Below are 12969 nucleotides of genomic sequence, written 5' to 3' on the forward strand. Positions count from 1 at the left end.
TCGTGGCTAAAGAAAAATTTGATCGTTCCCTACCGCACGTCAACGTTGGCACCATCGGTCACGTTGACCACGGTAAAACCACTCTGACCGCAGCTCTGACTCGCGTTTGCTCCGAAGTTTTCGGTTCGGCAATCGTTGATTTCGATAAAATCGACAGCGCTCCAGAAGAAAAAGCTCGTGGTATCACCATCAACACCGCGCACGTCGAGTACAACTCGAAGATTCGTCACTACGCTCACGTTGACTGCCCAGGTCACGCTGACTACGTGAAGAACATGATCACCGGTGCTGCCCAGATGGACGGCGCGATCCTGGTTTGCTCGGCCGCTGATGGTCCGATGCCACAAACCCGTGAGCACATCCTGCTGTCCCGTCAGGTAGGCGTTCCGTACATCGTGGTTTTCCTGAACAAGGCTGACCTGGTAGACGACGCAGAGCTGCTGGAACTGGTTGAGATGGAAGTTCGCGACCTGCTGTCCACCTACGACTTCCCGGGCGATGACACTCCAATCATCATCGGTTCGGCTCGTATGGCGCTGGAAGGCAAAGACGACAACGAAATGGGCACCACTGCCGTTCGTAAACTGGTTGAAACTCTGGACAGCTACATCCCAGAACCAGAGCGTGCTATCGACAAGCCATTCCTGATGCCAATCGAAGACGTATTCTCGATTTCGGGTCGTGGTACTGTTGTGACTGGTCGTATCGAGCGCGGTATCGTTCGCGTTCAAGATGCACTGGAAATCGTTGGTCTGCGTGACACCACCACCACCACCTGCACCGGTGTTGAGATGTTCCGCAAGCTGCTCGACGAAGGTCGTGCTGGCGAGAACTGCGGCGTTCTGCTGCGTGGCACCAAGCGTGACGACGTTGAGCGTGGTCAGGTTCTGGTTAAGCCAGGTTCGGTTAAGCCGCACACCAAGTTCACCGCAGAAGTTTACGTTCTGAGCAAGGAAGAAGGCGGCCGTCACACTCCGTTCTTCAAAGGCTACCGTCCACAGTTCTACTTCCGTACTACTGACGTGACCGGTAACTGCGAGCTGCCAGAAGGCGTTGAAATGGTAATGCCAGGTGACAACATTCAGATGACTGTTACCCTGATCAAAACCATCGCAATGGAAGACGGTCTGCGCTTCGCTATTCGTGAAGGCGGCCGTACCGTTGGTGCTGGTGTTGTAGCTAAAATCATCGAGTAAGCATCTCTTTTGAGATAGCTTCGATGCTTTGAAAAAGCCCCCGCTCAGCGGGGGCTTTTTTATTGGGTTGACACCTATCTGGGGCGTCTATAGAATTGCGCCTCCTTTTAACGGGCGTATTGCGCCCGGTGGGAATAGCAGCCGGAGTCTGAAATCCAATGCAAAATCAGCAAATCCGTATCAGGTTGAAGGCTTTCGACCATCGCCTGATCGACCAATCAACCCAGGAAATCGTGGAAACCGCGAAACGTACTGGTGCTCAAGTGCGTGGTCCAATTCCACTGCCTACCCGTAAAGAGCGGTTCACCGTTCTGGTCTCCCCGCACGTCAACAAAGACGCGCGTGACCAGTACGAGATCCGTACTCATAAGCGCGTTCTGGACATCGTCCAGCCAACGGATAAAACCGTTGATGCTCTTATGAAGCTTGATCTTGCGGCCGGTGTGGAAGTGCAGATCAGCCTCGGCTAAGACTCGGTCTTAGTCGTGTAACGCTCTGAAATGGGCGGCCATAGCGGGTGAAAGCCCCGTACACTCATGAGGTTTACAACATGACTATTGGTGTAGTCGGTCGTAAATGCGGTATGACCCGTATTTTCACCGAAGAAGGTGTCTCCATTCCGGTCACGGTCATTGAGATCGAGCCGAATCGCGTCACCCAGTTCAAAACTGAAGAGACCGATGGCTATCGTGCAGTGCAAGTCACTGTCGGCGAGCGTCGTGCTTCGCGTGTAACAGCAGCTCAGGCTGGCCACTTCGCTAAGGCGAACGTTGCCGCTGGTCGTACCGTAATGGAATTCCGTCTTGAAGAAGGCGAGTACCAGGCCGGCGATCTGATCAACGCTGAAATCTTCGCCGCTGGTCAACTGGTTGATGTAACCGGTCAGTCCAAGGGTAAAGGCTTCCAGGGTACGATCAAGCGTTGGAATTTCCGCGGGCAAGATAACACCCACGGTAACTCCGTATCCCACCGCGTTCCAGGCTCTATCGGCCAGTGCCAGACTCCTGGTCGTGTATTCAAGGGCAAAAAAATGTCCGGTCATATGGGCGCTGAGCGCGTGACCGTGCAGTCCCTCGAAGTAGTGCGCGTGGACGCTGAACGCAATCTGTTGTTGGTCAAGGGCGCTGTTCCTGGCGCTACTGGCGGCAACTTGGTTGTACGTCCAGCAGCCAAGGCTCGCGGTTAAGGGGAAGCTGACATGCAATTAAATGTAAATGACGCTCAAGCGATCGAAGTTTCCGAACTGACATTTGGCGGCGAGTTCAACGAGACGCTGGTTCACCAAGCAGTCGTGGCCTACATGGCCGGCGGCCGTCAAGGTAGCAAGCAGCAAAAGACCCGTTCCGACGTTCGTGGTGGCGGTAAGCGCCCATGGCGTCAGAAAGGTACTGGCCGTGCTCGTGCCGGTACTATCCGTAGCCCAATCTGGCGTGGCGGCGGTACCACTTTCGCAGCTCGTCCACAGGATCACTCCCAGAAGCTGAACAAGAAGATGTATCGCGCAGCAATGCGTTCCATCCTTGCTGAGCTGGTGCGTACTGATCGTCTGGTCGTGGTTCAGGATTTCGCCGTTGAAACGCCGAAAACCAAAGACCTGCTGGGCAAACTGAACAACATGAGCCTGACCGACGTTCTGATCGTGTCGGACGCTGTTGATCAGAACCTGTACCTGGCTGCTCGTAACCTGCCACACGTAGATGTACGTGACGTGCAAGGTTCCGATCCAGTTAGTCTGATCGCATACGACAAGGTGTTGATCACCGTGTCGGCCGTGAAGAAATTCGAGGAGCTGCTGGGATGAACCAGGAACGCGTATTTAAAGTTCTGCTTGGCCCGCACGTTTCCGAGAAGGCTACGGTTCTGGCAGACAAGAAAGGTCAGTTCGTTTTCAAGGTTGCTACTGACGCAACCAAGCTGGAAATCAAGAAGGCCGTCGAAAGCCTGTTCAGCGTGAAAGTAGAGCGTGTTACTACCCTGAATGTTCTGGGTAAGAGCAAGCGCACTGCTCGCGGTCTGGGCAAGCGTAATGACTGGAAGAAGGCAGTTATCTCCCTTCAGCCAGGCCAAGATCTCGATTTCAGCAGCAGTGCTGAGTAAGGAAGGGGTGCATCATGGCAATCGTTAAATGCAAACCGACTTCCCCTGGCCGCCGTTTTGTGGTCAAGGTGGTCAACCAGGAGCTGCATAAAGGCGCTCCTCACGCACCGCTGCTCGAGAAGAAGTCGAAGACTGGTGGTCGTAACAACAATGGCCGTATTACCACTCGTCACATCGGTGGTGGTCATAAGCAGCATTACCGTATGGTCGATTTCCGTCGCAACGACAAAGATGGCATCGTCGCCACTGTCGAGCGTATCGAATACGATCCAAACCGTACTGCTCACATCGCACTGCTCTGCTACGCAGACGGCGAGCGCCGCTACATCATCGCCCCTAAGGGTGTGAGTGCTGGTGACACGCTGATCGCAGGTGCCCTGGCTCCAATCAAGCCAGGCAACGCTCTGCAACTGCGCAACATTCCAGTCGGTTCTACCGTACACGGCATCGAATTGAAGCCAGGTAAAGGCGCACAGATCGCTCGTTCCGCTGGTGCTTCGGCTCAGCTGATCGCTCGTGAAGGTGTGTACGTTACCCTGCGTCTGCGTTCCGGTGAAATGCGTAAAGTGCTGGCTGAATGCCGTGCGACCCTGGGCGAAGTCTCGAACTCCGAGCACAGCCTGCGTTCGCTGGGTAAAGCTGGTGCCAAACGCTGGCGTGGCGTTCGCCCAACCGTTCGTGGTGTTGCCATGAACCCGGTTGACCACCCACATGGTGGTGGTGAAGGTCGTACCTCTGGTGGTCGTCATCCGGTATCGCCATGGGGCTTCCCGACTAAGGGCGCGAAGACTCGTGGTAATAAGCGTACCGACAAAATGATCGTCCGTCGTCGCAAGTAAATAGAGGGATACGACAGTGCCACGTTCTCTGAAAAAAGGTCCTTTTATCGATCTTCACCTACTGAAGAAGATCGAAGTGGCGGCGGAAAAGAACGATCGCAAACCAGTTAAAACCTGGTCGCGTCGTTCGATGATCCTGCCACAAATGGTCGGTTTGACCATCGCAGTACACAACGGTCGTCAACACGTCCCAGTTCTCGTTAACGAAGACATGGTCGGCCACAAACTGGGCGAGTTCGCCGGTACCCGCACTTATCGTGGGCACGTGGCAGACAAGAAAGCCAAGCGTTAAGGGGTTAGGAAATGGAAGTAGCCGCTAAGTTGTCGGGCGCTCGAATCTCCGCCCAGAAAGCCCGCTTGGTCGCCGACCAGATCCGCGGGAAGAAGGTGGGCGAAGCGCTCAACCTGTTGGCTTTCAGCAGTAAGAAAGCCGCCGAGATCATGAAGAAAGTGCTGGAGTCGGCCGTAGCCAACGCCGAGCATAACGAAGGCGCAGACGTTGATGACCTGAAGGTCAGCACCGTTTTCGTCAACGAAGGGCGTTCGCTGAAGCGCATCATGCCACGTGCCAAAGGCCGTGCTGATCGCATCGTCAAGCGGTCTTGCCATATCACTGTCAAGGTTGCTGACAAGTAACGGAGTCGAAGAGATGGGTCAGAAAGTACATCCCATTGGCATTCGCCTGGGAATCGTCAAGGAGCACACCTCCGTCTGGTACGCAGACGGTCGGACTTATGCGGACTACTTGTTCGCTGATCTGAAGGTGCGTGAGTATCTCCAAGACAAACTAAAAAGCGCGTCCGTAAGCCGTATCGATATCCATCGTCCGGCCCAAACTGCACGTATCACCATCCACACCGCTCGTCCAGGTATCGTTATCGGGAAGAAAGGTGAAGATGTTGAGAAACTGCGTCAGGACCTGACCAAGCAAATGGGTGTGCCTGTGCACATCAATATCGAAGAGATCCGCAAGCCGGAACTCGACGGTATGCTGGTTGCGCAGAGCGTAGCTCAGCAGCTGGAGCGTCGCGTAATGTTCCGTCGCGCTATGAAGCGCGCTGTACAGAACGCCATGCGCATTGGTGCCAAAGGCATCAAAATCCAAGTGAGCGGTCGTCTCGGCGGTGCTGAAATCGCACGTACTGAATGGTATCGCGAAGGTCGTGTGCCACTGCACACCCTGCGTGCCGACATCGACTATGCCAACTACGAAGCTCACACCACTTACGGTGTGATCGGTGTAAAGGTTTGGATCTTCAAAGGCGAAGTAATTGGTGGTCGCCAAGAAGAGCTGAAACCACAAGCACCAGCGCCTCGTAAAAAAGCTGCTAAGTAAGGGGTACGCCAAATGTTGCAACCAAAGCGTACGAAGTTCCGCAAGCAAATGACTGGTCACAACCGTGGCCTGGCATTGCGCGGTAGCAAAGTCAGCTTCGGCGAGTTCGCGCTGAAGTCTGTTGCTCGTGGTCGTCTCACCGCTCGTCAGATCGAGTCAGCGCGTCGTGCTCTGACCCGTCACGTAAAACGTGGCGGCAAGATCTGGATCCGTGTATTCCCGGACAAGCCGATCTCCAAAAAGCCTCTCGAGGTTCGTATGGGTAAAGGTAAGGGTAACGTGGAATACTGGGTTGCCCAGATTCAGCCAGGCAAAGTCCTGTATGAAATCGAGGGTGTTTCTGAAGAGCTGGCGCGTGAGGCTTTCGCCCTGGCTGCTGCAAAGCTGCCGCTCGCCACCTCCTTTGTTAAACGGACGGTGATGTGATGAAAGCGAATGAACTTCGTGAAAAATCCGCACAGCAGCTGAACGAGCAACTGCTCGGCCTGCTGCGCGACCAGTTCAATCTGCGTATGCAGAAAGCAACTGGCCAGTTGGGGCAGTCTCATCTGCTCTCGCAAGTTAAGCGTGACATCGCTCGCGTGAAGACTGTGCTCAACCAGCAGGCAGGTAAGTAATCATGGCTGAAGCCGAAAAAACTGTCCGTACGCTGACTGGCCGTGTTGTCAGCGACAAGATGGACAAAACCATCACCGTTCTGATCGAGCGTCGCGTTAAGCACCCGATCTACGGTAAATACGTTAAGCGTTCGACTAAGCTGCACGCGCACGACGAAACCAATCAGTGCCACATCGGCGACAAAGTCACTATTCGTGAAACTCGTCCTTTGGCCAAGACCAAGTCTTGGGCGCTGGTTGATGTTCTCGAACGCGCTGTGGAAGTCTAAGGACTAGGGGTCGGAGAAATTATATGATTCAGACTCAATCCATGCTCGATGTGGCCGATAACAGCGGCGCTCGCCGCGTTATGTGCATCAAGGTGCTGGGTGGCTCCCATCGTCGTTACGCTGGTATCGGTGACATCATCAAAGTTACCGTGAAGGAAGCAATTCCTCGCGGTAAAGTGAAAAAAGGCCAAGTGATGACTGCTGTTGTAGTCCGCACTCGTCACGGCGTACGTCGTGCTGATGGCTCCATTATCCGCTTTGATGGCAACGCTGCTGTTCTTCTGAACAACAAGCAAGAGCCGATCGGCACCCGTATCTTTGGGCCAGTGACCCGTGAACTTCGTACTGAGAAGTTCATGAAGATCGTCTCGCTCGCCCCAGAAGTGCTGTAAGGAGATCCGACATGCAAAAGATTCGTCGTGACGACGAGATCATCGTGATCGCCGGCAAAGACAAAGGTAAGCGCGGTAAGGTGCTGAAGGTTCTTGCTGACAACCGTCTGGTTGTTGGTGGTCTGAACCTGGTCAAGCGCCATACCAAGCCTAACCCGATGTCGGGCGTACAAGGCGGTATCGTCGAGAAAGAAGCGCCACTGCACGCTTCCAACGTCGCCATCTTCAACGGCGAAACCAACAAGGCTGACCGCGTTGGTTTCAAAGTAGAAGACGGTAAGAAAATTCGTGTCTTCAAGTCGACCCAAAAAGCGGTTGATGCTTGAACACTGCTAGGTAGAAGACCATGGCACGACTAAAAGAGATTTACCGGAAGGAAATCGCTCCGAAACTTAAGGAAGAACTTAAGCTTTCGAACGTGATGGAAGTTCCGCGCGTTACCAAAATCACCCTGAACATGGGTCTGGGCGAAGCGATCGGCGACAAAAAAGTCATCGAGCACGCTGTTGCTGACCTGGAAAAGATCACCGGCCAGAAAGTCGTTGTGACCTACGCTCGTAAATCCATCGCTGGCTTTAAAGTCCGTGAAGGTTGGCCGATCGGCGTCAAAGTGACTCTGCGCCGTGAGCGTATGTACGAATTCCTGGATCGTCTGCTGTCGATCTCCCTGCCTCGGGTTCGCGACTTCCGCGGCCTGAATGCCAAGTCCTTCGATGGTCGTGGTAACTACAGCATGGGCGTAAAAGAGCAGATCATCTTCCCGGAAATCGACTACGACAAGATCGATGCTCTCCGCGGTCTGGACATTACCCTGACCACCACTGCCAAGAACGATGATGAAGGCCGCGCTCTGCTGCGTGCGTTCAAATTCCCGTTCCGCAACTGATTGGAGTAGGACCATGGCCAAGATGAGCATGAAAAACCGCGAGCTGAAGCGTCAGCTCACGGTTGCCAAGTACGCCAAAAAGCGTGCAGCACTGAAAGCAATCATCGTTGATCTGAACGCAAGTCCAGAAGCGCGTTGGGAAGCTACAGTAGCCCTGCAGAAGCAGCCACGTGACGCAAGCGCTTCGCGCATGCGTAACCGCTGCCGCCTGACCGGTCGTCCACACGGCGTTTACCGCAAGTTCGGCCTTGGCCGTAACAAACTGCGTGAAGCGGCAATGCGTGGTGACGTACCAGGCCTGGTTAAAGCCAGCTGGTAAGTACTGTCAAAGTCTCGGTGTTCAGGTTCGCAAGATCCTGACCGCCGGTGGCCTTGAATCTGAATCAAGCCCCTTTTGGGGCTTGATTCATTTCTGGGGTGTGTCTAGAATACCCGGCTCGCCTGAGCCCGTGTTTTTATACGCTCGGAGATTCTCGGCGACACGTAGTAGCCGCAAGGCTAATTTTTCTGTATTAGGAGCGTCTAGCCCATGAGTATGCAGGACCCGTTAGCGGACATGCTAACTCGAATCCGTAATGCCCAGATGGCTGAAAAGTCCGTCGTAAGCATGCCATCTTCTACTTTGAAGGTAGCTGTTGCCAAAGTCCTGAAGGACGAAGGTTACATTGCGGGTTATCAGATCAGCAGCGAAATCAAACCACTGCTGTCTATCGAGCTGAAATATTTCGAAGGCCGTCCGGTTATCGAAGAAGTGAAGCGCGTTAGCCGTCCAGGCCTGCGTCAGTACAAGTCCGTCGAAGATCTGCCGAAAGTTCGTGGCGGTCTCGGTGTGTCTATCGTCTCCACCAACAAGGGTGTGATGACTGATCGTGCTGCGCGCGCTGCCGGTGTCGGCGGCGAAGTTCTTTGCACTGTGTTCTAAGGGGGGATAAGCATGTCTCGCGTCGCTAAGAACCCCGTTAAGCTGCCAGCCGGTGTCGAAGTAAAATTCGCAGGCCAACAGCTTTCGGTGAAGGGTGCCAAGGGCACTCTCGAACTGAACATCCATTCGTCCGTTGAGATCGTTGAAGAAGCCGGTGAGCTGCGTTTTGCTGCTCGCAATGGCGATCAACAGACTCGCGCAATGGCTGGTACCACTCGTGCGTTGGTAAACAACATGGTCCAAGGCGTAAGCCAAGGCTTCGAGCGCAAGCTCCAGCTGGTCGGTGTTGGTTACAAAGCGCAAGCTAAAGGCACAGTGCTGAACCTGGCTCTTGGCTTCTCGCACCCAGTGGATTACGAACTGCCGGAAGGCATCACCGCTGAGACTCCTAGCCAGACCGATATCCTGATCAAGGGCATCGACAAGCAGCTGGTAGGTCAAGTGGCCGCCGAGATCCGCGACTTCCGTCCACCAGAGCCGTACAAAGGCAAAGGTGTGCGCTACGCGGACGAAGTCGTCCGTCGTAAAGAAGCCAAGAAGAAGTAGGGCATAGCAAATGACCGACAAAAAAGTTACTCGACTGCGTCGCGCTCGCAAAGCACGCCTGAAAATGCACGAACTCGAAGTCGTGCGTCTCTGCGTGTTCCGCTCTTCGCAGCACATCTACGCCCAGGTCATTTCGGCCGACGGCAACAAAGTCCTGGCAAGTGCCTCGACTTTGGATAAAGAACTGCGTGATGGCGCCACTGGCAACATCGACGCGGCCACTAAGGTTGGCCAGCTGGTCGCTACGCGTGCTAAGGCCGCTGGCGTCTCGCAGGTGGCTTTCGACCGCTCTGGCTTCAAGTACCACGGCCGCGTTAAAGCGCTGGCTGATGCTGCTCGTGAAGCTGGGCTGGAGTTCTAAGTTATGTCAAATAACGACCAAAAGCGCGACGAAGGCTACATCGAGAAGCTGGTTCAAGTTAACCGCGTAGCCAAAACCGTTAAAGGCGGCCGTATCTTCACTTTCACCGCGTTGACCGTGGTTGGTGATGGTAAGGGCCGTGTTGGCTTCGGCCGTGGCAAGTCGCGTGAAGTGCCTGCTGCGATCCAGAAGGCAATGGAAGCTGCTCGCCGCAACATGATCCAGGTTGATCTGAACGGCACCACTCTGCAGTACGCAATGAAGTCCGCTCACGGCGCTTCGAAGGTGTACATGCAGCCTGCTTCTGAAGGTACCGGTATCATCGCTGGCGGCGCAATGCGTGCCGTTCTCGAAGTTGCTGGCGTTCAGAACGTTCTGGCCAAGTGCTACGGCTCGACTAATCCGGTAAACGTGGTTCACGCCACTTTCAAGGGTTTGAAAGCAATGCAGTCTCCTGAATCCATTGCCGCCAAGCGTGGCAAAAGCGTCAAGGAGATCTTCTGATCATGGCTACCGTTAAAGTAACGCTGATCAAAAGCATGACCGGCCGCATCCCTAACCACAAACTGTGCGTTAAGGGTCTGGGTCTGCGTCGCATCGGTCACACTGTAGAAGTCCAGGATACTCCCGAGAATCGCGGGATGATCAACAAGGCTTACTACATGCTGCGTGTCGAGGGTTAATCGATGAAACTCAATGATCTGAGTCCAGCGCCGGGTTCCCGTCGCGAAAAGCATCGTCCGGGCCGTGGTATCGGTAGTGGTTTGGGTAAGACTGGTGGCCGTGGTCACAAAGGTCAAACCTCCCGCTCCGGTGGCACCATTGCTCCAGGCTTTGAAGGCGGTCAACAGCCGCTGCATCGTCGCCTGCCGAAGTTCGGTTTCGTTTCCCTGAAAGCCATGGACCGCGCAGAAGTGCGTTTGTCCGAGCTGGCTAAAGTGGAAGGCGACATCGTCACCGTGCAGTCCCTGAAAGATGCCAACGTGATCAACGTCAACGTACAGCGTGTGAAAATCATGCTGTCCGGTGAAGTGACTCGCGCTGTCACTATCGGCAAGGGAATCGGCGCCACCAAAGGTGCGCGTGCGGCTATCGAAGCAGCTGGCGGCAAGTTCGAGGAATAAATGGCTAAGCAAGGTGCTCTCTCTGCGCTCGGCAAAGGCGGTATGTCTGAACTCTGGGCTCGTCTGCGTTTTCTGTTCCTGGCGATTATCGTCTACCGAATAGGCGCACACATCCCGGTTCCAGGTATCAACCCGGACCGACTCGCGGACCTGTTTCGACAGAATGAGGGGACCATTCTTAGCTTGTTCAACATGTTTTCCGGCGGCGCGCTGGAGCGGATGAGCATCTTTGCACTGGGGATCATGCCGTACATTTCGGCATCGATCATCATGCAACTGATGACCGCCGTCAGCCCGCAGCTGGAACAGTTGAAGAAGGAAGGTGAAGCTGGCCGTCGCAAGATCAGCCAGTACACCCGCTACGGCACTGTCGTCCTCGCTCTCGTTCAAGCCATTGGCATGTCCATCGGCTTGGCGGGGCAGGGCGTTTCGTTCACTGCTGACTTCAGCTTTCATTTCGTTGCGGTAACCACATTTGTGGCTGGTGCGATGTTCATGATGTGGCTGGGTGAGCAGATCACTGAGCGCGGTGTAGGCAACGGTATCTCGATGTTGATCTTCGCAGGTATCGTCGCCGGTCTTCCGAGAGCGATCGGGCAGTCTTTCGAGTCTGCACGTCAGGGTGATATCAACATCTTCGCCCTGGTTGCCATCGGTTTGCTGGCAGTAGCGATTATCGGTTTCGTGGTGTTCATTGAGCGTGGTCAGCGTCGTATTGCTGTTCACTACGCCAAGCGTCAGCAAGGCCGTAAGGTGTTTGCTGCGCAGACTAGCCACTTGCCGCTTAAGGTGAACATGGCCGGTGTTATTCCGGCTATCTTCGCGAGCAGCATTTTGCTGTTCCCGGCTTCGTTGGGTGCCTGGTTCGGTCAGTCTGAAGGTATGGGCTGGTTGCAGGACATCTCGCAGTCGATCGCTCCTGGTCAGCCGTTGAATATTCTGCTGTTTAGTGCAGGGATTATTTTCTTCTGCTTCTTCTATACGGCGTTGATGTTCAATCCGAAAGACGTAGCGGAAAACCTGAAGAAGTCCGGTGCCTTTATTCCGGGCATCCGTCCAGGTGAGCAGTCTGCGCGCTACATTGATGGCGTTCTGACTCGCTTGACCATGTTCGGTGCTCTTTACATGACGGCCGTGTGCCTGTTGCCCCAGTTCCTGGTGGTTGCAGCCAACGTTCCGTTCTACCTTGGCGGGACCTCGTTGCTGATCGTCGTCGTGGTTGTGATGGACTTCATGTCCCAAGTACAATCGCACCTCGTTTCGCACCAGTACGAATCCCTGATGAAGAAAGCCAACCTGAAGGGTTACGGCAGCGGCATGTTGCGCTGAGTACCCATAAGGTTCGAGGAGTTGGTGATGAAAGTTCGTGCATCGGTGAAAAAGCTGTGCCGCAACTGCAAGATTATTCGCCGCGAAGGTGTTGTTCGAGTAATTTGCAGCGCGGAACCGCGTCACAAACAGCGCCAAGGCTGAGTGTGATTGTGCTTCAAGCCCGGTAGCTAGTGCGCTACCGGGTTGATTATTTGTTATTACAGCGATATTATCTCGCGCCCTATTTCTTGGCTTCCGGGGCGTAGGTAGCTGTCAATTGGAGTCCCACTGAATGGCCCGTATTGCAGGCGTTAACATTCCAGATAACAAGCATACTGTTATCTCGCTGACCTACATCTATGGTGTTGGTCGCACTACTGCACAGAAAATTTGTGCAGAGACTGGGGTAAACCCAGCAGCAAAGATCAAAGATCTGAGCGACGAGCAAATTGAACAGCTGCGTGGCGAAGTGGCGAAGTTCACCACTGAAGGTGACCTGCGTCGCGAAATCAACATGAAAATCAAGCGCTTGATGGACCTCGGTTGCTATCGCGGTCTGCGTCATCGTCGTGGTCTTCCAGTACGCGGTCAGCGTACCAAGACCAACGCGCGTACCCGTAAAGGTCCGCGTAAGCCGATCCGCAAGTAATCGCCCCAGCGAATCGACAGGAATTTAATCATGGCAAAACCTGCTGCTCGTCCTCGTAAAAAAGTTAAAAAGACAGTGGTTGATGGCATCGCCCACATCCATGCATCTTTTAACAACACCATCGTGACCATTACCGACCGTCAAGGTAACGCTCTTTCCTGGGCTACCTCCGGTGGTTCGGGTTTCCGCGGTTCCCGCAAGTCCACCCCGTTTGCTGCTCAAGTAGCTGCTGAACGTGCTGGTCAAGCTGCGCTGGAATACGGCCTGAAAAACCTCGACGTTAACGTCAAAGGTCCAGGTCCAGGTCGTGAATCCGCAGTCCGCGCTTTGAACGGCTGTGGCTACAAGATCGCCAGCATCACCGACGTGACGCCAATCCCGCACAACGGGTGCCGTCCGCCGAAGAAGCGCCGCGTGTAATCCA

At 54.5% G+C, this 12969-nt stretch carries 26 protein-coding genes; all 26 read left to right on the forward strand.

What is annotated here, in order from left to right:
- The first annotated feature begins 2 nt into the window (after positions 1–2).
- The 26 genes from tuf to rpsK all read left to right on the forward strand — a co-directional run bounded on the left by tuf (position 3) and on the right by rpsK (position 12965).
- Complete coding sequence (gene tuf, locus KHO07_RS02855) at positions 3–1196, forward strand: elongation factor Tu (protein ID WP_034148074.1); 1194 nt, start codon at positions 3–5, stop codon at positions 1194–1196.
- Positions 1197–1354: 158 nt separating this feature from the next.
- The gene (gene rpsJ, locus KHO07_RS02860; RefSeq protein WP_003186070.1) at positions 1355–1666 is read left to right on the forward strand and encodes a 30S ribosomal protein S10; all 312 of its coding nucleotides are present in this window, start codon (positions 1355–1357) and stop codon (positions 1664–1666) included.
- Positions 1667–1746: 80 nt separating this feature from the next.
- Complete coding sequence (gene rplC / locus KHO07_RS02865) at positions 1747–2382, forward strand: 50S ribosomal protein L3 (RefSeq protein ID WP_003186059.1); 636 nt, start codon at positions 1747–1749, stop codon at positions 2380–2382.
- Positions 2383–2394: 12 nt separating this feature from the next.
- The gene (gene rplD / locus KHO07_RS02870) at positions 2395–2997 is read left to right on the forward strand and encodes a 50S ribosomal protein L4 (protein ID WP_003228735.1); all 603 of its coding nucleotides are present in this window, start codon (positions 2395–2397) and stop codon (positions 2995–2997) included.
- Positions 2994–3293, forward strand: coding sequence for a 50S ribosomal protein L23 (gene rplW, locus KHO07_RS02875; protein ID WP_002555488.1), 300 nt, complete (start codon positions 2994–2996; stop codon positions 3291–3293). The genes rplD and rplW overlap by 4 nt, the downstream gene beginning before the upstream one ends.
- A 14-nt stretch (positions 3294–3307) precedes the next feature.
- Positions 3308–4132, forward strand: a complete 825-nt coding sequence (gene rplB / locus KHO07_RS02880) for a 50S ribosomal protein L2 (RefSeq protein WP_008018194.1) — start codon at positions 3308–3310, stop codon at positions 4130–4132.
- A gap of 16 nt (positions 4133–4148) precedes the next feature.
- Complete coding sequence (gene rpsS, locus KHO07_RS02885) at positions 4149–4424, forward strand: 30S ribosomal protein S19 (protein WP_002555486.1); 276 nt, start codon at positions 4149–4151, stop codon at positions 4422–4424.
- An 11-nt stretch (positions 4425–4435) separates the two neighbouring features.
- Positions 4436–4768, forward strand: coding sequence for a 50S ribosomal protein L22 (gene rplV / locus KHO07_RS02890; protein WP_003103908.1), 333 nt, complete (start codon positions 4436–4438; stop codon positions 4766–4768).
- 13 nt (positions 4769–4781) lie between these two features.
- Positions 4782–5468, forward strand: coding sequence for a 30S ribosomal protein S3 (gene rpsC / locus KHO07_RS02895; RefSeq protein ID WP_003176422.1), 687 nt, complete (start codon positions 4782–4784; stop codon positions 5466–5468).
- Between the two features lie 12 nt (positions 5469–5480).
- On the forward strand, positions 5481–5894 hold the full coding sequence (gene rplP, locus KHO07_RS02900) for a 50S ribosomal protein L16 (RefSeq protein WP_003228729.1): 414 nt from the start codon (positions 5481–5483) through the stop codon (positions 5892–5894).
- Positions 5894–6085: a 50S ribosomal protein L29 gene (gene rpmC, locus KHO07_RS02905; RefSeq protein ID WP_002555481.1), complete on the forward strand. Its 192-nt coding sequence runs from the start codon at positions 5894–5896 to the stop codon at positions 6083–6085. Before rplP ends, rpmC begins: the two co-directional genes overlap by 1 nt.
- A gap of 2 nt (positions 6086–6087) precedes the next feature.
- Complete coding sequence (gene rpsQ, locus KHO07_RS02910) at positions 6088–6354, forward strand: 30S ribosomal protein S17 (protein ID WP_003176419.1); 267 nt, start codon at positions 6088–6090, stop codon at positions 6352–6354.
- A 23-nt stretch (positions 6355–6377) separates the two neighbouring features.
- On the forward strand, positions 6378–6746 hold the full coding sequence (gene rplN / locus KHO07_RS02915; protein WP_002555479.1) for a 50S ribosomal protein L14: 369 nt from the start codon (positions 6378–6380) through the stop codon (positions 6744–6746).
- An 11-nt stretch (positions 6747–6757) separates the two neighbouring features.
- Positions 6758–7072 carry a 50S ribosomal protein L24 gene (rplX, locus tag KHO07_RS02920; RefSeq protein WP_003186046.1) on the forward strand — a complete coding sequence of 105 codons (315 nt, stop codon included), beginning with the start codon at positions 6758–6760 and terminating at the stop codon, positions 7070–7072.
- 20 nt (positions 7073–7092) lie between these two features.
- Positions 7093–7632, forward strand: a complete 540-nt coding sequence (gene rplE / locus KHO07_RS02925; RefSeq protein WP_003210069.1) for a 50S ribosomal protein L5 — start codon at positions 7093–7095, stop codon at positions 7630–7632.
- Positions 7633–7645: 13 nt separating this feature from the next.
- A complete protein-coding gene (rpsN, locus tag KHO07_RS02930) occupies positions 7646–7951 on the forward strand; it encodes a 30S ribosomal protein S14 (protein ID WP_003176414.1) in 306 nt (101 codons plus the stop codon).
- Between the two features lie 210 nt (positions 7952–8161).
- Positions 8162–8554, forward strand: coding sequence for a 30S ribosomal protein S8 (gene rpsH / locus KHO07_RS02935; RefSeq protein ID WP_017848802.1), 393 nt, complete (start codon positions 8162–8164; stop codon positions 8552–8554).
- 12 nt (positions 8555–8566) lie between these two features.
- Positions 8567–9100, forward strand: a complete 534-nt coding sequence (gene rplF / locus KHO07_RS02940; RefSeq protein WP_003176412.1) for a 50S ribosomal protein L6 — start codon at positions 8567–8569, stop codon at positions 9098–9100.
- A 10-nt stretch (positions 9101–9110) separates the two neighbouring features.
- Positions 9111–9461 (forward strand): 50S ribosomal protein L18, encoded by a 351-nt coding sequence (rplR, locus tag KHO07_RS02945; RefSeq protein ID WP_003186037.1) that lies wholly within the window; start codon positions 9111–9113, stop codon positions 9459–9461.
- Positions 9462–9464: 3 nt separating this feature from the next.
- A complete protein-coding gene (gene rpsE, locus KHO07_RS02950; protein ID WP_003186035.1) occupies positions 9465–9965 on the forward strand; it encodes a 30S ribosomal protein S5 in 501 nt (166 codons plus the stop codon).
- Positions 9966–9967: 2 nt separating this feature from the next.
- Positions 9968–10144 carry a 50S ribosomal protein L30 gene (gene rpmD, locus KHO07_RS02955; protein ID WP_003176408.1) on the forward strand — a complete coding sequence of 59 codons (177 nt, stop codon included), beginning with the start codon at positions 9968–9970 and terminating at the stop codon, positions 10142–10144.
- Between the two features lie 3 nt (positions 10145–10147).
- Positions 10148–10585, forward strand: a complete 438-nt coding sequence (gene rplO / locus KHO07_RS02960) for a 50S ribosomal protein L15 (RefSeq protein ID WP_003228720.1) — start codon at positions 10148–10150, stop codon at positions 10583–10585.
- The gene (gene secY, locus KHO07_RS02965) at positions 10586–11914 is read left to right on the forward strand and encodes a preprotein translocase subunit SecY (protein ID WP_015097035.1); all 1329 of its coding nucleotides are present in this window, start codon (positions 10586–10588) and stop codon (positions 11912–11914) included.
- 27 nt (positions 11915–11941) lie between these two features.
- Entirely contained in the window at positions 11942–12058 is a 117-nt protein-coding gene (gene rpmJ / locus KHO07_RS02970) for a 50S ribosomal protein L36 (RefSeq protein WP_002555468.1), read from the forward strand.
- 130 nt (positions 12059–12188) lie between these two features.
- Positions 12189–12545 (forward strand): 30S ribosomal protein S13, encoded by a 357-nt coding sequence (gene rpsM / locus KHO07_RS02975; RefSeq protein WP_009045849.1) that lies wholly within the window; start codon positions 12189–12191, stop codon positions 12543–12545.
- A 30-nt stretch (positions 12546–12575) separates the two neighbouring features.
- Positions 12576–12965: a 30S ribosomal protein S11 gene (rpsK, locus tag KHO07_RS02980; protein ID WP_002555466.1), complete on the forward strand. Its 390-nt coding sequence runs from the start codon at positions 12576–12578 to the stop codon at positions 12963–12965.
- Positions 12966–12969: the final 4 nt, after the last annotated feature.

The sequence above is a fragment of the Pseudomonas sp. PP3 genome (assembly GCF_905336995.1).
GTDB classification, from domain to species: Bacteria; Pseudomonadota; Gammaproteobacteria; order Pseudomonadales; family Pseudomonadaceae; genus Aquipseudomonas; species Aquipseudomonas reinekei.